Annotated in this window: 20 protein-coding genes; 12 read left to right on the plus strand and 8 right to left on the minus strand. The window is 53.3% G+C overall.

The window, feature by feature from the left end; all coding sequences use genetic code 11:
* Window positions 1-265 precede the first annotated feature (265 nt).
* The 3 genes from ACQ66Q_RS01305 (at window position 266) to ACQ66Q_RS01315 (ending at window position 2,330) form a co-directional block, all read left to right on the plus strand.
* Window positions 266-949 (plus strand): Ig-like domain-containing protein, encoded by a 684-nt coding sequence (locus ACQ66Q_RS01305; protein ID WP_430455132.1) that lies wholly within the window; start codon window positions 266-268, stop codon window positions 947-949.
* Window positions 950-1,230: 281 nt separating this feature from the next.
* Window positions 1,231-1,644, plus strand: a complete 414-nt coding sequence (locus tag ACQ66Q_RS01310) for a VOC family protein (RefSeq protein WP_430455133.1) — start codon at window positions 1,231-1,233, stop codon at window positions 1,642-1,644.
* Window positions 1,645-1,811: 167 nt separating this feature from the next.
* Complete coding sequence (locus ACQ66Q_RS01315) at window positions 1,812-2,330, plus strand: GNAT family N-acetyltransferase (RefSeq protein ID WP_430455134.1); 519 nt, start codon at window positions 1,812-1,814, stop codon at window positions 2,328-2,330.
* A 159-nt stretch (window positions 2,331-2,489) separates the two neighbouring features.
* Here the strand turns inward: ACQ66Q_RS01315 and ACQ66Q_RS01320 are convergent, their stop codons facing one another.
* Together ACQ66Q_RS01320 and ACQ66Q_RS01325 are read right to left on the minus strand one after the other, a co-directional pair.
* On the minus strand, window positions 2,490-3,371 hold the full coding sequence (locus ACQ66Q_RS01320) for a sugar phosphate isomerase/epimerase family protein (protein WP_430455135.1): 882 nt from the start codon (window positions 3,369-3,371) through the stop codon (window positions 2,490-2,492).
* Window positions 3,372-3,445: 74 nt separating this feature from the next.
* Window positions 3,446-4,468, minus strand: coding sequence for a LacI family DNA-binding transcriptional regulator (locus ACQ66Q_RS01325; RefSeq protein WP_377241713.1), 1,023 nt, complete (start codon window positions 4,466-4,468; stop codon window positions 3,446-3,448).
* Window positions 4,469-4,807: 339 nt separating this feature from the next.
* On the opposite strand from ACQ66Q_RS01325, the gene ACQ66Q_RS01330 reads away from it, so the two are divergent.
* The 7 genes from ACQ66Q_RS01330 to ACQ66Q_RS01360 all read left to right on the plus strand — a co-directional run bounded on the left by ACQ66Q_RS01330 (window position 4,808) and on the right by ACQ66Q_RS01360 (window position 12,740).
* Window positions 4,808-5,977, plus strand: coding sequence for a Gfo/Idh/MocA family protein (locus tag ACQ66Q_RS01330; RefSeq protein WP_430455136.1), 1,170 nt, complete (start codon window positions 4,808-4,810; stop codon window positions 5,975-5,977).
* Between the two features lie 60 nt (window positions 5,978-6,037).
* Window positions 6,038-7,093: a sugar phosphate isomerase/epimerase family protein gene (locus ACQ66Q_RS01335; RefSeq protein ID WP_377241717.1), complete on the plus strand. Its 1,056-nt coding sequence runs from the start codon at window positions 6,038-6,040 to the stop codon at window positions 7,091-7,093.
* Window positions 7,094-7,215: 122 nt separating this feature from the next.
* Window positions 7,216-8,460, plus strand: a complete 1,245-nt coding sequence (locus tag ACQ66Q_RS01340; protein WP_430455137.1) for a nucleoside permease — start codon at window positions 7,216-7,218, stop codon at window positions 8,458-8,460.
* Entirely contained in the window at window positions 8,453-9,430 is a 978-nt protein-coding gene (locus tag ACQ66Q_RS01345) for a hydroxypyruvate isomerase family protein (protein WP_430455138.1), read from the plus strand. The genes ACQ66Q_RS01340 and ACQ66Q_RS01345 overlap by 8 nt, the downstream gene beginning before the upstream one ends.
* A gap of 118 nt (window positions 9,431-9,548) precedes the next feature.
* Window positions 9,549-11,240, plus strand: coding sequence for a GMC oxidoreductase (locus ACQ66Q_RS01350; RefSeq protein ID WP_430455139.1), 1,692 nt, complete (start codon window positions 9,549-9,551; stop codon window positions 11,238-11,240).
* Between the two features lies 1 nt (window position 11,241).
* Entirely contained in the window at window positions 11,242-11,865 is a 624-nt protein-coding gene (locus ACQ66Q_RS01355) for a gluconate 2-dehydrogenase subunit 3 family protein (protein ID WP_430455140.1), read from the plus strand.
* 89 nt (window positions 11,866-11,954) lie between these two features.
* Window positions 11,955-12,740, plus strand: coding sequence for a 3-keto-disaccharide hydrolase (locus ACQ66Q_RS01360; RefSeq protein ID WP_430455141.1), 786 nt, complete (start codon window positions 11,955-11,957; stop codon window positions 12,738-12,740).
* Window positions 12,741-12,813: 73 nt separating this feature from the next.
* On the opposite strand, the gene ACQ66Q_RS01365 is transcribed toward ACQ66Q_RS01360, so the two are convergent.
* The 5 genes from ACQ66Q_RS01365 to yjjX form a co-directional block, all read right to left on the minus strand.
* Window positions 12,814-13,488 (minus strand): response regulator transcription factor, encoded by a 675-nt coding sequence (locus ACQ66Q_RS01365; protein WP_377241730.1) that lies wholly within the window; start codon window positions 13,486-13,488, stop codon window positions 12,814-12,816.
* On the minus strand, window positions 13,488-15,110 hold the full coding sequence (locus ACQ66Q_RS01370; RefSeq protein ID WP_430455142.1) for an ATP-binding protein: 1,623 nt from the start codon (window positions 15,108-15,110) through the stop codon (window positions 13,488-13,490). Before ACQ66Q_RS01370 ends, ACQ66Q_RS01365 begins: the two co-directional genes overlap by 1 nt.
* A gap of 97 nt (window positions 15,111-15,207) precedes the next feature.
* Complete coding sequence (locus tag ACQ66Q_RS01375) at window positions 15,208-15,765, minus strand: phosphoribosyl-AMP cyclohydrolase (protein ID WP_430455143.1); 558 nt, start codon at window positions 15,763-15,765, stop codon at window positions 15,208-15,210.
* Window positions 15,766-15,928: 163 nt separating this feature from the next.
* Window positions 15,929-16,342, minus strand: a complete 414-nt coding sequence (locus tag ACQ66Q_RS01380; RefSeq protein ID WP_430455144.1) for a VOC family protein — start codon at window positions 16,340-16,342, stop codon at window positions 15,929-15,931.
* Between the two features lie 155 nt (window positions 16,343-16,497).
* Window positions 16,498-17,022: an inosine/xanthosine triphosphatase gene (gene yjjX, locus ACQ66Q_RS01385; protein WP_430455145.1), complete on the minus strand. Its 525-nt coding sequence runs from the start codon at window positions 17,020-17,022 to the stop codon at window positions 16,498-16,500.
* Between the two features lie 149 nt (window positions 17,023-17,171).
* Here yjjX and ACQ66Q_RS01390 point away from each other — a divergent pair, with 149 nt between their 5' ends.
* Together ACQ66Q_RS01390 and ACQ66Q_RS01395 are read left to right on the plus strand one after the other, a co-directional pair.
* Entirely contained in the window at window positions 17,172-17,846 is a 675-nt protein-coding gene (locus tag ACQ66Q_RS01390; protein ID WP_430455146.1) for a nitroreductase family protein, read from the plus strand.
* A gap of 66 nt (window positions 17,847-17,912) precedes the next feature.
* Window positions 17,913-18,332, plus strand: a complete 420-nt coding sequence (locus ACQ66Q_RS01395) for a DoxX family protein (protein WP_430455147.1) — start codon at window positions 17,913-17,915, stop codon at window positions 18,330-18,332.
* On the opposite strand, the gene arsJ is transcribed toward ACQ66Q_RS01395, so the two are convergent.
* Window positions 18,329-19,570, minus strand: a complete 1,242-nt coding sequence (gene arsJ, locus ACQ66Q_RS01400; RefSeq protein ID WP_430455148.1) for an organoarsenical effux MFS transporter ArsJ — start codon at window positions 19,568-19,570, stop codon at window positions 18,329-18,331. The two genes, ACQ66Q_RS01395 and arsJ, sit on opposite strands and share 4 nt — an antisense overlap.
* Between the last annotated feature and the right edge of the window lies 1 nt (window position 19,571).

Genomic DNA, 19,571 nt, shown 5'->3' on the forward strand with positions numbered 1-19,571 from the left:
GCGGCAAAACAGTGCCGGATAAATCTGTAGTGTTTTTCTATACACCATCTGTACAGAATGTGATTTAATACCAGTGGTTAACAATTATTTAATGGATAGATGTTGATATGGATTGGTTTCGACATATTTTACTGTGCAGTGTGTTCGTTACAGGCGCGGCAGCGGCGCAAGAACTGCTTGAGCCACCGGTTAACGGCTTTCAGGATAAATTGACCAGCTACGGTTCCCTGATTGAGGTGAATGGCAACGTTTAAATGGTGAGCGGATGTTGGTGGCAAAAGCAGACAATCTCGCCCCCGTCGCGCTGCCAGATGTGGCAAGTACACAGACCGGCGACAGTATTGTTATTGATGTGCTGAAAAATGATGCAGACCCGGACGGGGATGCTTTGCTGGTAAAAACCGCCACTGCTGGTCGCGGTTCAGTCAAAATTGAAAATGGTAAACAGCTCATTTATCAGGCAGATAAAAGTTTCGTCGGGACCGATACTATTGAATATGAAATTCAGGACTCGGCTGGCAATGCGGCAAGATCCAAAGTATCAGTGACCATCAAGGCGGCGAATCGCCTGCCTCAAGTGCAGGACAGTACCGCATCGGTCGATAGTGGCACAACAAGCACTATTGAATTGAAGAGCTTCCTTAGCGATCCGGATGGTGACGAGCTTAAAATCGTGTCAGCTCAAGCGCAACAGGGCCAGGTGTCAATCCTCAACAGCACACAACTACAGTATGTTGGTAAGGCTGGTTTCAGCGGCACTGACTTCATTGAATTCAGTGTGCAAGACACAAAAGGTGGCACGGCTGCCGGTAAAGTGACTTTGACAGTGAAACAAGTTGTCACGCCGCAACCTGAGCCAGTGCAGACGAAGAAGTCTGGTGGGGCAGGCGGCGGCTTATTACTGATTGCGATGTTGTTTCTGTTCCATCGACTGAACAGCAAGAGGTAAGCGTGGAAGACGCTTGCGTTCCCAGCACTTGGTTTGCCGCCAGCATCGCTGAAAACGTAATGTTGCCAAATCTGAGATGAATGCGATGCTGTGATGCAAGCCGGTTTTATCTCAGATCCTGACAGAAAAAATCCACCTGCAGTTCAGGTGGCTTTGTCTTAAGATGCTGAAAACTTACCGGTAAGCTCAAATGCACGATAGCTGCTTGCTCTACGCTGGAGCAATCGCGCGTTTTACTTGAATGTGGAGCGGCTTCGAATCTGCCGTCGAGGGAATAAAAAATGAGCCTGTCCATTCATCTCAATTTTAATGGCCAATGCCAGCAGGCGTTTGAGTTTTATGTAACCGTGTTGCAGGGCGAGATCGACAGCATGCTGCAGGTCAAAGACGCACCGATCTCAGAAAGTTTTTCTGCCGACTGGCAGCAGAAAATTGTCCATGCCAGCATCTCCATTCAAGATGTGGTGATCTGTGGCGCTGATGTCAAACCAGAACACTATCAAAGACCCAGCGGGTTTTATTTGTTGCTGGGGTTTGGTAACGAAGCTGCGGTCATCTGCGCGTTTCACCAGCTGTCTGCTGGCGGCACCGTGATTTTACCCCCCCAACAAACCTTTTGGTCCAGCTGTTACGCCATCGTGATCGACCGCTTTGGTGTGCCGTGGAAATTAAACTGTAGTGCAAGCGGAGCTTAACTGAGCCTGCTGTTTTTTGACGAAGACAGCACCAAGCCTTTGCCGCTGTAGTGCGAAATCCGCTTCTGATGCACAAGGAGCCAATGGTTGAATGGCCATTTTTTTATCAATATTGAATAAACAGCTGCCTGTGTTTTCTCCAGCCGGGCTGAAAGAGCAGGGAATCGATGATTATACGTTTGTCCAGCGCAGATGATGCAGGCCTGTTGGCGGATTATTACCGCGCCAACGCCGGGCATTTTGGACGTTGGGATCCAATCCGGCCACAGGATTATTATGACGAAGCGACTATCCGGCAGAGATACGTTGCCTATGAACAACAACAGTTGCACGGCACTTCCGCATATTTTATCGGTGTACGCGATGGCCATGTCATTGCACATTGTTCTTTGACCAACATTATTTATGGCCCGTTCCGGGCAGGTTTTATCGGTTATGGCGTCAGCAAAGCACTAGAAGGAACGGGCTGCATGCGTCAGCTCTGCGAGGTAGTGATAGCGCATGCTTTTAAGGTGCTTGAACTGAACAGAGTGATGGCGAACTACATGCCGGCTAACCAACGCTCTGGCTTTTTACTGCAAAAGTTGGGTTTTACCGAAGAAGGTTATGCAAAAAAATACCTGAAGATTAACGGTCGCTGGGAAGATCATATATTAACGGCATTGGTTAATCCGCAGACTTGTTAGCCTGGCTGCTTTGATGTTGGGTTCATTCAGACAAGCGGCCTGGTACGCTGGTCGCCGGTGCTGTCGAAATAGCCGCACCCACCACAAAACCCCGGTGCCGCTGCGCTGACCGGGGACAGGTGTTCAACCGCAATCTAGCCCATCAAAGCTAATACCAACTCAGCCCTTCAGTACTTGCGACAGCGCCTGATAGCCCTGACGGATAGTCGTGATCCGATTGTTAGAGTTGTCGTGTTCGATAAACTGGTGGCGGATGCCAGCTTGCTCAGCCTTAGCGAAAATGGCTTTAAAATCAATAGTGCCGGTGCCCACGTCGACCATAGCGCCGTCTTTCGCCATATCTTTGACGTGCACCAGCGGGAAGCGGCCCGGATTGGCGGCAAACAGTTTCAGTGGGTCCACACCGGCTTTCACAGCCCAGAACAGGTCCAGCTCCATCTTGACTAAATCTGGGTCGGTTTCGCCCAGTAACACGTCATAAGGCAAACCGCCCTTAACCTGCGTCAGCTCAAAATCATGGTTGTGATAAGCCAGCTGCAGGCCAGCGTCTTTGATTGGTTTGGCAAAGCCATTCAGTTCGACTGCCAGCTTTTTATAGTTGTCGACTGAATCGCCGCGCTGCTCTTCAGATAACCACGGCAGCACAATATAGTGATGGCCAATCGCTTTGGCATCTTTAATCACTTGTGGCAGGGCGCTTCTGAGTACTTCCAGTGGCACATGCACAGAAGGTGCAGCAAGACCATTGGCATCAAGCAGTTTGCGGATATCCGCGGCACTGTGGCCAAAATAGCCGGCAAATTCGACATCGCCGTAGCCGACGCCCGCCACCAGTTTCAGCGTGTCGGCGACACTTTTCTCCATCATGTCACGCAAGGTATAAAGCTGCAGACCGGTTTTTTTGACTGAGCCACTGCTGCTTTGGCTGGCAGCCAGCGCCTGCAAAGGGTTACCGAGCACAGTCAAAGCGGCAATGCCTACGCAGCTTTGCTGCAAAAACTGGCGACGGCCTAGCGATAGCAGATTTGGGGTCGTGATCATGATGAAGCTCCCTGTTGTTGTCTTGGTTCAGATAGCGGTTTTACTATCTGCGCTACTAATTTTTTACTGGTCTTTTACTGGCCTGGCGCCGGGCCGGTACTGCCTCTAATCACCAAATCAAAAGGCAGAATCACTTTTGGCGCCTTACTGAGTTTTCCTTCCAACACATCAATCAGCAAACGCACCGCAGTGCGGCCGAACTCTTCGGCAGGCTGCGCTATGGTTGTTAGCGGCGGATCGGTAAAAGCAGCAAATGAAATGTCGTCAAAGCCAGCGACTGAGATATCAGCTGGCACGCGCAATCCCTGTTGTTTAATGCGCTGAATAGCACCAATCGCCATCTCATCGTTTTCACAGAAAATAGCCGTGGGCGGATCCGGCAGGGCCAGCAAATCACCGGCAGCCTGATAGCCGGATTGCAGCGAGAAATTCCCCGGCGACAGTAATTCTTCAGCAAATGGTACGCCGGCTTCCTGCAGGGCATCGCGATAACCAGCGACCCGGTCGCGGGTCAGTGGGCTGCGGGCTGGACCTTTTATCATCGCGATACGCCGGTGTCCCAATGCTAATAAATGTTCAGTCATCGCGCTGGCCGCTGCGCGGTTATCCAGCACGACAGTCGGGCAAGGCGCTTTGTCGAGCACTTCACAGGCATTGACCATAGGCAATAAAGCCGGCGCTTCGTCATTGGATTCTGCCGGTTCAGCGGCGCTAAAAGGGTTGTGTGCGCGCAGTTGAATGAGGCCATCCGCCTGCGAGGTCTGTACCATTTTGGCATAGGCCGCTTCCATCTCGTCATCACCGAGTGTGTTGCCAAGTAGCAGGGCATATTGGTTTTCGTGTGCAGCTTCTTGCATGCCACTGATGACGCGGGCGAAAAATACGTTGGCGACGGTCGGAACCAGCACCACCAAATTGTGGGTTTTGCCGGAGCGGAACCTTACGGCCATTAAATTGGGTTTGTAGCCAGCAGCTTTGACAGCGGCCAGCACTTTGTTACGGGTTTTCAGCGACACCAAATCGGGTTGCTGTAAAGTCCGGGAGACTGTTGCCACGGACACTTCGGCCAAACGGGCCACTTCGCGGATATTGGACATAGGCGTTCTTTTTGTTGGATCCAAACCGGCATTCTACTCAGTTCCGTGACTGATGATGCAATAGCTTTCAATGTAACCGGTATCATTTATAAGTGATATTTGTCACGCTGTGAAGGGGTTCTGTGGCTTTTTCGAGCAATAAATTAGTGCAAATGCTCGTTTCTGGTGCGGCGCATATTTTGTTTTTGCGCAAAAATGACGCAAATTTTTTGCATTTGGTCGGAATTTCGATTGACGCGGCAAAATGTAATCCGTTACATTTTTTAAATCAGGCGAGGGTCGAGTTGCAAAAACAACCTGCCTTGGCTTTTCCACATCGCTTTTGTCAGGGATACACGCATGAATCAGCCGGTCCGACCCCGTTCGCAGAAAATTCGTTTAGGTATGCTCGGTGGAGGCGAAGGTGCCTTTATCGGCGCCGTGCATCGCCACGCTGCGGCGCTCGATGGGCAAACCGAATTGGTCTGCGGCGCCTTTAGCCGCGACGCCGGCAACAATCAGCGCACCGGCGCAGCGCTTGATATCGAGCCACAGCGCTTATACGACAGCTGGCAGCAGATGTTAGACGCAGAAGCGGCATTGCCGGAACATGAGCGGATGCAGCTGTTGGTCATCGTCACCCCGAATCAACTGCACGTGCCGGTTAGCCGCGCCGCGATAGCCGCCGGCTTTCATGTGTTCTGCGAAAAACCGGCAGGTGTCACGCTGTCTGAAACAGCATTGCTGGCGGCCGAACTCGCACAAAGCGACCGCTTGTATGGTCTGGCGCACACTTATCTTGGTTACCCAATGGTATGGCAGGCTAAACAGCTGGTGGCTGATGGTGTGCTTGGCACTTTACGTAAAATTTATGTCGAATACCCACAAGGCTGGCTGACCGACAACTTAGAAGCTAGCGCCCAGAAGCAGGCGAGCTGGCGCACCGATCCGGCGCAGGCCGGCAACAGCGGCTGTATGGCGGATATCGGCACGCATGCGTTTGGCCTCGCTGAATTTATCAGTGGTCAGCGCATCAACCAGCTCTGTGCGGAACTGGCCAGTCATGTGCCGGGCCGCCGACTCGACGATGACGGCGCGGCGTTGTTTAAAACCAGCGGCGGCGCCAGTGGTGTGCTGATCGCCAGTCAAATCTGTGCCGGCGAAGAAAACGCACTGAAAATTCGTTTGTATGGCGACAAAGGCGGGCTGGAATGGCAGCAAATGGAGCCAAACAGCATCATAGTACGGCCACATGGCGCGCCATTTTATGTGCTGCGTGCTGGTGCAGGTCAGGCTGGGTTAGGCGCAGAAGCACTGAAACGTTGCCGCTTACCAGCCGGGCATCCGGAAGGATATTTAGAAGCAATGGCCAATCTGTACCGTGATTTCGCCAACGCTATTCGCGCCGGTGAGCGCGGCACGCCAAGCGGCGTGCCAGGCATCAGCGCCGGCTTACGCGGGATGGCTTTTATTGACACCGTCAGCACCGCCAGCAGCGAAAAATGGCAGGCTGTGCCGGATGTGGGCTGACCAGGTAAGCGCTGGTGTTTAAACCTTCTTGTTGCGACAGAGTTTTAGCGAGGAAACACAATGAATAGTATTCAAGGCCCGGCGATTTTCCTGGCGCAGTTTATGGGCGATACCGCGCCTTTTAATAATCTCATCACGATGGCGAAATGGGCGGCAGATTTAGGCTACAAAGGTATTCAGGTGCCGACCAACGATCCGGCGCTGTTTGATTTGGAGAAGGCTGCGACTAGTCAGGCGTATTGTGACGACATCAAGGCACAATGTGCCGCCGTTGGCATCAGCATCACCGAGTTATCGACACATCTGCAGGGCCAGTTGGTGGCGGTGCATCCGGCTTATGACGAACTGTTTGATAACTTTGCCCCAGCACATTTACGTGGCAAGCCAAAAGAACGGACTGAGTGGGCGATCGCACAGCTGAAACTGGCGGCTAAGGCCAGTCAGAATCTGGGCCTTAAAGCGCATGCGACTTTCTCCGGCGCCTTGTTGTGGCATCTGGTATATCCGTGGCCTCAAAGACCAGCAGGTCTGGTCGAGCAGGGCTTTGCCGAGCTGGCCGCCCGCTGGCTGCCGATTTTGGACGCCTTTGATGTCGCTGGTGTCGATGTCTGTTATGAAATTCACCCCGGTGAAGATTTGCACGATGGCGCCAGTTTTGAGCGTTTCCTGAAAGCCACCAACCACCACCCGCGCGCCAATATCCTGTTTGATCCGAGCCACTTTGTGCTGCAGCAACTGGACTATCTGGCCTTTATTGATCGCTACCATGACCGGATCAAAATGTTCCATGTCAAAGATGCGGAGTTTCGGCCGGATGGTCGTGCCGGCGTGTATGGTGGTTATCAGGACTGGGTGGACAGACCGGGCCGGTTCCGCTCATTGGGCGATGGCCAGGTCGATTTCAAAAGCATTTTCAGCAAGTTAACTCAGTACGGCTATCGCGGCTGGGCAGTACTGGAATGGGAATGTTGTTTAAAAGATTCGGCACAAGGCGCGAAAGAGGGCGCACCTTTTATTGCTGCGCACCTCATTAACCGCGCAACTCGCGCCTTTGATGATTTCGCCGGCGGCAGTTCGGATACCGCGCGCAACCGGCGCATTCTTGGTTTGGAATAGCGGCCTTGAATAGCGCTAAGGAATAGCGCTTTGGCACAGCAGGCCAGCACTTGCAGGCCTGCCAACACGAATAACAAAAAGTAGCACAGAACATACAACAACAAAAAATCACGGGGATGACGATGAGTACAATAAAAATACGTCTCGGCACTATGATGTTTCTGCAGTTTTTTATCTGGGGCGGCTGGTTTGTCACCCTGGGCACTTTTTTAAGCCAGAACCTGGGCGCCGACGGCCCGCAAACCGGTATGGCATTTTCCACCCAAAGCTGGGGCGCCATTATCGCGCCATTTTTTATCGGTTTAATCGCAGACCGCTTTTTTAATGCCGAGCGCATTTTGGCGGTGTTGCACCTGATTGGCGCGGTGCTGATGTATCTGATGGCGCAGGCTACTGATTTCGCAGCTTTCTATCCGCTGGTGCTCGGTTATATGCTGGCCTACATGCCCACGCTGGCGCTGGTCAACTCGGTGTCTTTTGGTCAGATGCAACAGCCGGAGCGTGAGTTTGGTCAAATTCGCGTCTGGGGCACTATCGGTTGGATAGCCGCAGGCCTTGTCATCAGTTACTTGTTTGGCTGGGATGCGGCTGAGGCGATTGCGGCCGGTGCACTGCAAAACACTTTCCTGATGTGTGCGGCCGCGTCTTTAGCGCTTGGTTTGTATAGCTTTACGTTACCGGCGACGCCACCAGCGGCACGCGGCAGTCAGGTCAAGCTCGGTGAACTGCTTGGGCTTGATGCGCTGAAACTGTTGAAAGATCGCAATTTCGCGCTGTTTTTTGTTTCATCGATCCTGATTTGTATCCCACTGGCATTCTATTACCAAAATGCCAACCCGTTCCTGACCGCCGTTGGGGTGGAAAATGCCACCGGCAAAATGACGCTGGGTCAGGTGTCCGAAGTCGCCTTTATGCTGGCGCTGCCGCTGTTTTTAAACCGTTTTGGTATCCGCTGGACACTGATTTTAGGCATGGCGGCCTGGGTGCTGCGTTATGTGCTGTTTGCCTATGGCGATGCCGGCAGTGGTATGGCGTTGTTACTTGTCGGCATTGCCTTGCACGGTATTTGTTATGACTTCTTTTTTGTCTCCGGTCAGATTTACACCAACAGCAAAGCCGGTCCGGCTTACAAGAGTGCGGCGCAGGGGCTTATTACACTTGCGACTTACGGTATCGGCATGCTGATTGGCTTTAGTGTCGCAGGGCAAGTGACGCAGGCCTATACCACGGCTGCAGGCGCCGACTGGACACACATCTGGTTATTCCCGGCTGGTTTTGCTGCGGTGGTGCTGGTGCTGTTTGCGCTGATTTTCAAAAACGAAACGCTGGCGGTATCAGCGGAAAAACAAGGGGAGCGCCATGTCTGAGCTGCATCATCCCCAAACCGCTGACCTCGGCCTGACTCGCCGGCACATGTTAAAGCAACTGGCCGCCGGCAGTGTGGCGCTTGGTGTCGCCGGCCCGTCATTATTGCTGACAGGCTGTGCCGCGACTGCAAGTCAGGCCACTGCAACCACAGCAGCAAGTGCTGCCACTGATGAACCGAGCGGCGCAGTGCCTGCGCTCAATGGCCGGGTCCGTCATTCGGTCGCCAGTTGGACTTATGCCCATCTGTCGATCGAAGAGCTGTGTCAGCTGGTGAAATCCTTAGGTTTCAGTGCGATTGATTTGGTCGGGCCGAAAGACTGGCCGACGTTAAAAAAATACGGCATCGACTGCTCGATGTGTAACGGCGCAGAGATCAATTTAGTCGATGGCTGGTGCAATCCACAGTTCCACGCTGAGCTTATCAAGCGCTATCGGGCGCACATTGATTTGGTCGCCGACGCTGGTTACACCAATCTGATTTGTTTTTCCGGCAATGCGCGCGGCATGGACCGCGAGACCGCGCTGCAGCATGCCGTAGCAGGTTTGTCGCAAATTCTGCCGCAGGCGGAACAGCGTGGTGTGGTGCTGCAGATGGAGCTGTTTAACAGCAAAGTTGACCATCCGGATTATCTGGCTGATAGCTCAGGCTTTGGTATTGAGCTATGTAAGCGATTGAAATCGAATCACTTTAAGCTGCTGTATGACATCTACCATATGCAAATTATGGAAGGGGATATCATTCGCACTATCCAGGACAACCATCAATATTTTGGCCATTACCACACGGCCGGGGTGCCGGGGCGGCATGAAATTGATGAGACGCAGGAGTTGTATTACCCGGCGATCGCCAAGGCGATAGTCGTGACCGGCTTCAAAGGTTATTTGGCGCAGGAGTTTATTCCAACGCCGGCAACACCAGAGGGCAAGGTGCAATCACTGGCGGACGCTATCCGCATTTGTGATGTCTGAACCGGGGTCAGATCTAACCTTAAACGCTGAGACTCAGTACAAAGAAAGTGCACAAAAAGAGCGCGTCAGCAGAGCGCGCACAGCACAAAACAGACAACAAAATCACAGGTAGCAAGAGATGACAACTGCGCAAAATCATTACGACGCCATCGTCGTTGGCTCCGGCATTAGTGGCGGCTGGGCCGCCAAAGAGCTGACCGAAAAAGGCTTAAAAGTGTTGCTGCTCGAACGCGGCCGTAACATTGAACATATCAAAGATTACACCAACGCGATGAAAGAGGCGTGGGACTACCCGCACCGCGACCGGCCAACCGAGCAGATGAAGCAGGACTACCCGGTACTCAAACGCGATTACCCACTGAATGAAAGCACTTTTGGCATGTGGGCCAATGAAAAAGACTCGCCATATACCGAAAAAAAACGCTTTGACTGGTACCGCGGTTATCACATGGGTGGCCGTTCCTTGTTGTGGGGTCGGCAGAGCTACCGGTTAAACGAAGCGGATTTTGAAGCCAATGCCAAAGAAGGTGTCGCGGTGGATTGGCCAATTCGCTATGCCGATTTAGCGCCCTGGTACGATTATGTCGAGCGTTTCGCTGGGATCTCCGGCAATCGCGACGGTCTGGACGTGTTGCCCGACGGGCAATATTTACCGGCGTTTGAGCTCAATATCGTCGAAAAAGACGTAGCCGCGCGGATCAAAAAAGCTTTTGGTGGCAACCGTCACCTGATTTGTGGCCGCACCGCCAATATTACCCAGCCAAAGCCGGAGCAAAACCGCGTCAATTGCCAATACCGCGCTAAATGCTGGCTGGGCTGTCCGTTTGGTGCTTATTTCAGCACGCAGTCGTCGACGCTGCCGGTCGCGATGAAAACCGGCAATTTGACCGTACGGCCGTTTTCGATTGTGACGCAGGTGCTGTATGACAAAGACAAAAAACGCGCGCGTGGTGTGGAAGTGCTCGACAGTGAAACCAATCAAACGGTCGAATTTACCAGCAAAATCATTTTCTTAAATGCGTCAGCTTTTAACTCCACCTGGATTTTGATGAATTCAGCCACCGATGTATGGGCAGGTGGTTTGGGCTCCAGCAGTAATGCACTCGGCCGCAATGTGATGGACCACCACTTAGGTGTTGGCGCTTACGGCGAAATCGAGGGTTATCTCGACAAATACCACTTTGGCCGCCGGCCGACTGGTTTTTATGTGCCACGGTTTCGCAACTGGGGCGGTGATAAACGCGATTATTTGCGTGGTTTTGGTTATCAGGGCGCGGCAAGCCGCGAGAACTGGCGCCGTGACGTGGCAGAACTGTCGATTGGCGCAGACTTAAAAGCTGCACTGACTGAACCCGGACATTGGACCATCGGCATGGGCGGTTTTGGTGAAATGCTGCCGCATCATGACAACCGGATTTACCTCGACCCCACAGTCAAAGACAAGTGGGGCTTACCGGTGCTGGCGATGGACGTGGAAATGAAAGACAACGAACTGCGCATGCGCAAAGACATGATGCAGGATGCGGTCGAGTTCTTTGAAGCCGCCGGCGTGAAAAACGTCCATGGCTATAACGGCGACTATGCGCCGGGGATGGGCATTCACGAAATGGGCACGGCGCGAATGGGCCGTGACCCGAAAACGTCGGTATTAAATGCCAATAATCAGGTGTGGGATGCCCCGAATGTGTTTGTCACCGATGGCGCCTGTATGACGTCGGCGTCTTGTGTCAATCCGTCGCTGACCTATATGGCACTGACTGCACGGGCCGCCAATTTCGCGGTCGAAGCACTGAAAAAAGGGGAGCTCTGAGATGGAAAGACGTGACCTGTTAAAAATGATTGCCGCTGCCACCGGCCTGGCTTTTGTTGGTGGGGAAGTCTGGGCCGCAGGCCCACTGGCGAAAGATGCTTCTGGGGTTAAAACCGCCGCGACCAAACCATTGTTTGGCGCCGGCGACATTATGCTGATGGACGAAATCGCCGAAACCATCTTACCGCGCACTAACACGCCAGGCGCGAAGGATGCTGGCTGTGGTGCGCAGATGGCGGTGATGGTGCAGGACTGTTATGACGCGAAGCAACAGGCGCTGTTTGTTGCTGGCCTCGCTGCGTTGCAGGCAGCTTGTAAACAACAACATCAGCGTGATTTCCTGCAGCTGAGCGCGGCCGAACGCACGGCGTTACTGACGCAGCTCGATAAAGACGCCAGCGCGCGTAATGCGGCGATCGCCAGCAATGACAGCACCAATGTGTCGAATCGCAAAGGCGATGCCTCATTAGAGCCGCACTATTTTACGCTGCTGAAACAGCTGAGTATTTTTGTGTTTTTTACCTCCAAAGTGGGCGCAACTGAAGTGCTGCGCTATGTCGCGGTACCAGGGCGCTATGACGGCGCGCTGCCGTATAAAAAAGGCGATAAAGCCTGGGCGACCTGAGTTGCTGGCGTTGTTGTTGAAATGGTGGTTTGGAGCCCGGCTGTCGCGCTGGAACCAGACCGCAGATGCCCAAATAGTGGAGTGAATCGATGCAAAAATTTCCGTTTTTTCTCGTTGCTTTGGCGTTGATGACGAGCCCTTTGGCTTTGGCTCAAGACAAGGCTTTTCCAACGGCGGCAGATCTGGCCAAGATGACGGACGCCGAGCGCCACGCCCAGGCCGCCCGCACTGAAGTCTGGACGCCGGTACCAAAGGTGGTCAGTTTTAACCAAAATAACGTTCCTTCGGACGCTATCCCTTTACTTGGCAATAGTTTATCGGCCTGGCGTGCGGTGAAAGATGGTGGCGCTGCACAGTGGCAACTGAAAGACGGCGTGATGACTGTGCTGCCGGGTAGTGGTGATATCCGCACTGCCGAAAACTTCTGTGATATCCAGCTGCATCTGGAATGGCAATCGCCGCCGGCTGATCCGGCCAAAACCGGCCAGCTGCGCAATAACAGCGGGATCTTTTTTCAGGATAAATATGAAGTGCAGATCCTGGATTCATACCAGAACAGTACTTATCCAAATGGTCAGGCCGGTGCTGTCTATAAGCAGACTATTCCGCTGGTCAACGCAACAAAACCGACCGGGCAGTGGCAGGTGTATGACATCATCTACAAAGCGCCACGATTTGATGGTAATAAACGGCTGAGCCCGGGTTATGTCACAGTGCTGCACAATGGGGTGTTATTGCAAAATCATACCGAAATTGCCGGCACCACTGAGTGGATTGGTCCGCCGCAGCAGCCCGCGCATGGCTGCGCGCCGCTGAAATTGCAGGACCATGGCGATAAAGTCAGTTTTCGCAATATCTGGGTACGCAAGCTTTAAGGCAGCGCCAGTCGTTGTTGAAGGCATAGCTGGTGCAGCGCTAGTCGTTGTTGAAGGCATAGCTGGTGCAGCGCTAGTCGCTGCTCAGGTAATAGCCAGTGCCACGCAACGTGCGGACATAACCGACGGCGTGGCCTTTATCCAGCTTATTCCGCAGCCGGCGGATATAGACGTCCACCACATTGGTCAGTGGATCTTCGTTCATGCTCCAGACATTAGCCAGGATCCGTTCACGGCTTAGTACTTTTTGCGGGTTACGCATCAACAGTTCCAATAAGTTCAGTTCGCGCGCGGTCAGATTCACCAGTTCGCCGGCACGACGCACCTGACGCAAGTCCAAATCCAGTTCGATCTCTGCAAAACGCAGGCAGTTGCGCTGGGCCGCGCCACTCTGGCGATTGGCCAGATTGTTTAATCGCGCGAGCAGTTCTTCAAAGGCAAAAGGTTTTACCAGATAGTCATCGGCACCGCTGGTCAGGCCGCGTACCCGCTCGGCAGTATCGCCCAGTGCCGATAACATCAGGATCCGCACCGGCAATTGCTGTGCTCGAATGAGCTGACAGATGGTGAGACCATCCAGATTCGGCAGCATGCGGTCCAGGATCACCAGGGCTGGTTGCTGCGTTCTGATCGCATGCAGGGCTTCGGCACCATCATTGACCACGCTGGGGAAATAGCCTTCGGCTTTAAGGCCGCGGGCTAAAAAATCCGCGACCCGCTGCTCATCTTCAATAATCAGCACCTGCATCAGGTTAAATCCTCTGGTTCTTCGCCGACTAACGGAAAGCTTAAAATAACGGCAGTGCCCGCATTGCTGCCTTGCTGCAGCTGTGCCGGGCTTTGGATCTGCACGGCGCCATGCTGAGCCTGCATTAGCGTGCGGCACAGTGCCAGTCCGATACCGAGGCCGTCAGGCCGCAGGTTGCGGGCATTTTCGGCGCGAAAATAACGCTGAAACAGCTGGTTTTGCGCAGCTGGTGGAATGCCAATGCCCTGATCGGTGATATTGAGCAGCAACTGTTCGTGCGTTAGCTGCAAGCCGACGTGCAGCGGTCGCTGCAGGCCATAACGAATGGCATTATCCAGCACAATCTGCAGTGCCTGCATGGTCTTATCCAAATCGATAAACAAGTGCTGCTGCAGCATTGTTGCAGTGACCGGCGCTATCACTAAAGCTTGTTGCGCCGCAGCACATTGCCGCTGCGCCTGCTCGCACCAGAGCGGCCAGACTTCTGCGACAGCCACATCGCGAAATCTTAGTTGCAGCGGATGGTCGCTACGCACCAGTAACAACAAATCATCAATACGGCTGGACAACAATTGACTGCTTTCGACAATGCGTAGCAGGCTTTCTTTGTATTCCACTGCGGATTTGTCCGCGCCGCGCAGTGCTACCTCGGCCTCGCCCCGTATCGTTGTCGCCGGCGTTCGCAGTTCATGGCTGACATCACCTAAAAAGCGTTGTTGCATCCGTTCTGCCTGTTGCAGCTTACTGACGGCGTCCTGCAGCTGCGCGGTGCGCTCCGCGACCACTTTTTCAATCTGACGGGTATGGGCTTCTTCCTGTGCGCGGGCGCGATCCAGGCTAACTGCCAGTTGGTTAAAACTGCGCGCCAGTACGACAAATTCCTGTTGTCCCTGCTCGGGCAGGCGGGTACTTAACACCCCCTGCGCCAGCGCACTGGTGCCCGCCAGCAGCTGTTGCATCGGCCGGTACATGGCCCGCGCCAATACCACCGCCATCAGCAAGGCCAGAACGACAGCAAAACCACAGGTGCTGAACAGCAATAGCCTCGCCTGCGTCAGTGCTGCAGCGGCTTGTGCTTCGGCCGCTGCTGAGCGCTGTTGTTGTAAATCAATGGCCTGAGCTATCAGTGTTTTCAGATCCAAGCCTTCCAGATTATCGAAAATCTCAATAAGCAAGGTCCAGGTATCCGCCGCATTGAGTGGTGCACTGGGAGCCGATGCTTTGCGCGCCAGGCCGCGTTCCAGTACCGTGACATTTGTCTCTAAAATGGACACTGTTTTCAGTTGGGTGGTGATAGCACTGAAGTCGTCAGCAGATTGTGCCAGTTGCTGGTCTTGCTGCAGTAGCTGATTGATGGTTCGAAGGTGTGACTGCATTTTTTGCAGATAGCGCTCACGTACGCCTGGGGCATCGTCATTGGTCAACAAGGCTTGCGCCAGCCAGACCTTCAGCCGCTGTTTGTCGGCGCCCAACGAGATAAATCCGGCCAGCATCTGATTGGCGATCCGGCTGCGTTCAACATGGTGTGCCGCCACCTGATTAGCCCAGACGGCGGTCGCCGCCTGAATCAATGTCAGCACGACCAATAATGCAAACGCCAGATACAGCTTATTACGAAACATCCAGACTCCGGATCCGCAGCAACAGACTGAGCAGTGTAATGAAAAACCGCAGCGACAGCCAAACCTAAAGGGCGAAGCTGCGGATCCGTTTTAGCGATTAGTTTGCGCTATAAGGTAACGATGAGTGGTGCAGCACAATCCGGACTTTACCGTCGTCGCCTTTGCGAAATCCCCAGGTTTTGTCGACTTTGGTGACTTTTCCGTCCTGGTCGGTCAGCATCACATGTCCCATGGTCAGCGCCAGGTCGCCATTAATTTGCACACCGGCATTTTTATATTCGTACTTGGTCCAGCCTTTTAAGGCGAAGCCTTTGTCAGGGAACTGTGGGTTCCCGCCAACAAAGTAGGCCAGTGCGCCGGCATAGGTTGTGCGAAACGTTGTATCGCCACTGGCCAGTGTTGGTTTAAACAATACCGGGCCCAGATTGTAACCATAGGCCTGGTCTAACACTTGCCGGGCTGTCGCTTTGGCTTTTTCAATACCACCGCTGCGATGATCACTGCTGATTTGAATTAACGCCTTCCCCCAGGCATCTTGCGCGGCTTTCACATCGGCAGCGGTGATGTTGTGGTTCAGCTCTGCGGCTAGCAGGCTGCTGCTAAAAAGTGTGCTGGCGATCACGAGATGGCGGGCAGAAAACAAAGACCTGTTCATAACTTAACTCCGGTAGTGGAAACTGCAGCCATGTTAGGGCAACGCTACAGTCAGGCCGCCGTCAGTCAAGTGAAAAGCGGCTGTCACCAACATGAATTATTTCTGACAATCCAAAAGGCAAGAGCTGACGCTGATACTGGATAAATAACAGCGCCCTAGGAGATTATTGACTGTCACCGGCCAACGCCGCCGGATCCATCCAGAATATTTCCCAGATATGACCGTCTAAATCCAGTACGCTGCGGCTGAACATAAAACCGTGATCTTGTGGTGGATTTACATCGACTTTGCCGCCCTGTGCGCCCGCTGTGGCAACAAATTGATTGACCGCATCAATGCTGTCGGCATTCAGTGCCAGCATCACTTCGCTGCAGCCCTGAGCAGGGATGGGCCTGGTTGTGAAGGTTTGCCATTTAGCATGGGTCAATAGCATGACAAAGATGCTGTCGCTCCACACCATGCAGGCCGCCGTAGTATCACTGAACTGCATGTTCTGGCTAAAGCCCAAAGCCTGATAAAAACTGATGCTGGCGGTTAAATCCAAAACCGGTAAATTGACAAAAATCATCCGCGACATAAAACACTCCTGTTTGTGATTGCCCGTCAATAAAATTCAAATTCGCTGCACAGAGCTTATCAACTGCTTGTGCAAACAGTTGTCGATGAGCAGCGCTGATTTTCGACAAGACGGTGTTTAATATTGCAGATGTTTAATAAAAAATGCTGATGCAGTTAAAACCAGTCCGGCGTTAAAAACGGGATTAATGCCAGGATCAATGCCTGCTGATAGACGCTGCTGCGACTCAGTTTATGCTGGGTCAGCAGGCCAATAGCGCCGCCGGCTTGTTTGATATTTTGTGTGCCGAACAGCTCATCCATCACATCACCGAGCTCGTCACCTTGCTCCAGCCGTTGCACCGCCAGTGCCGGCAATTGCAGCGATGCGGAGCGGGCGCGTCCGTCGCGTTTGCCATCAGTGATGCGCATCCAGGCGAACGTCATGCCATCGTCTAGTCCGGCTTCAATGGCGACATAAAAATCCGCCGGCTGTTGTTGCAACTGGTGTAGTAAATTATACAGGCGGTTGTCGGCGCCGAGCAGGGTTTCGGCGGAGCTCATCGGCTGTGCGGCGACTCCCGATTCGGTTTTATAGCCGCTGATCTGGCATTGCACATCTGGAAACGCCAGCGCAAAGGCCTCGCGTACGGCGTTGATTTTGGCGGGATTGGTCGATGCAACTGCGATCTGGCATGACATACTGAGGTTCCTTCACACTAAAACGCAGAGTATACCGGCCTGTTATCCGGCTTGCATCTGTCCCGCTGTGGTTGGTCGGATTTCTGTTTCAGGCTACTTTGTGTTTACATAGATTTTACCCTGAACCCGCCACTTGCCGGAGTCCGTTGATGGAAACGCAATACCCGCTGACCGATTTTGTTGAATATAGTCCTGCTGAGCTGCAACAACGCGCAAGCGCTCATCTGGCGCTGATGCAGCGTCGCCATACTATCCGCAGTTTTTCTGACAAACCGGTGCCACGGCAGGTGATTGAACAGCTAATACAGGTGGCAGCAAGCGCGCCGAGTGGCGCCAATCATCAGCCCTGGCATTTTGTCGCAATTAGCGATCCGGCGGTAAAACAACAAATTCGCCACGAAGCAGAGTTACAGGAAGCTGGTTTTTACAATGGCCGCGCCGGCGATGAATGGCTCAATGCATTAAAACCACTTGGCACCGACGCGCATAAGCCGTACCTTGAGACCGCACCATGGCTGATTGTGATTTTTTCGCAAAAACGCGGTGGCATCGACAATAACGACAGCGACACCAATTACTATGTGCATGAATCTGTGGGCATTGCCACCGGCTTTTTGATCCAGGCGGCGCATCAGGTTGGTTTAGTGTCGTTAACTCATACGCCAAAACCAATGAGTTTTTTAAGCAAAATCTGTGGCCGCGACAACGATAACGACCGGCCATATATGTTGCTGGTATTGGGTTATCCGGCAGCCGACGCAACAGTGCCGGCGCACGCATTGAAGAAAAAGCCGTTTGACCAAATCTGCACTGTGGTTGAATAAAACCTCAGACAGCCACACCAGCCATAACTTAATCGCCAAAAAAGCCGCCTGCGGCAGGAGAACACGATGCGCAATGATGGACTAAGCCGACTGGATCAGCATTTATGGTTATTATTGCGGCTGACGCTGGCTGGTTTATTGGCCGCGCATGGCTGGGCCAGGTTGCTCGGTGGTGGCGTGGTGCCTTTTGGTGAATGGTTGCAAACACAGGGCCTGCCGGCCGGGTTTTATCTGGCCGCTGCAGTTACCGCTTATGAAATTGTTGCCACGGTACTGTATGCGTTGGGGAAATGGGTCTGGCCGCTGACCCTTGGTTTTGTTGGCATCTACAGTACTGGTCTGTTAATGGTGCATGCGCCATTTGGCTGGTTTGTCGTTGGTGCCGGCCGCAACGGCATGGAATACAGTGTGCTATTGATTGTGACTTTGTGTTGTGTCGGTTATCGGGCATATGTTGCCGGCAAACAACGTGACGGCCAGTTTTAATGGCTGTTGCTGCGGGCCAGCGAGACACTGATCAGCAACGTCAGCACTAAAAAGCCGCTGGACACCCACAAACAGGCGGGGAGTCCGGCAGCCTGATATACAGCGCCAGACAATAGCGTGCCAACTAACCGGCCCATCGCGTTGGCCATATAATAAAAACCGACATCCAGCGATACGCCATCCCGGCCGGCCAGCCGCACAATCAGGTAACTGTGTAGGGCTGAATTAACCGCAAACACCGCGCCAAACAACATCAGTCCGCCAATCAATATCCACAGCGGCTCGCCGCTAGAAACCATGCCAATACTGATGAATAACGGGGTGCCGCATAAGATGGCCGCCCAGCGTACTGCGGCGAAAATACCGGCGCGCTGATCAGTCGGATCAGCGACAGCACGACCGGTGAATACCGGAGCCAGCGCCTGCACCATGCCATAGCCGATGACCCATACAGCGAGAAAGCTGCCAATCGCCGTTTGCGACCAGCCGGCAGTCGTTGCCAGATACAACGGCAGCGCAATCACAAACCAGACATCGCGGGCGCCGAATAAAAACAGTCGTGCCGCAGCGAGCTTGTTTATCGCCGGGCTTTTGGAAAATATTTCTTTGAATTTGGGTTTGAATTTACTTTTGCCTAAATCGCGTTGCAGCAAAAACAAGCTCAGGCCCCAGATCAACGCCAGCGCTGCTGCCATCGCGGCGATCGCGCCCTGAAACCCAAATAGGGTTAACAACAGACCACCGAGGAAAAAACCAACACCTTTGAGCGCATTTTTGGAGCCGGTCAACAATGCAACCCATCGATATAACGCACCTTGTGCATCGTCTGGCAGCAGCAACTTCAGCGAACTTTTGGCGCTCATTTTATTCAGATCTTTGGCGATGCCAGACAATGCCTGCGCCGCCATCACCCAAACAACGGTCAGCAGCGGTGCCGGCACCAGCAACATCGAAAGCGCCACGACCTGCAACAATAACCCGATATTCATCGTTTTGTTCAGGCCAACGCGCGCACCCAACCAGCCGCCGACCAGATTGGTGATAACACCAAACAACTCGTAAAACAGAAACAACGAAGCGATGGCCAGTGGTGTAAACCCAAGCTGATAAAAATGCAGCACAATCAACATGCGCAGTGCACCGTCGGTCAGCGTAAAAGCCCAATAATTGGCGGTGACCACGCCGTACTGACGCAGTGCCGCGTTGGCGGTTGTACTGGTTGGGGTTGTCAAAGGCATG

This window comes from Rheinheimera sp. (assembly GCF_965283995.1).
Taxonomy (GTDB): Bacteria; Pseudomonadota; Gammaproteobacteria; order Enterobacterales; family Alteromonadaceae; genus Pararheinheimera.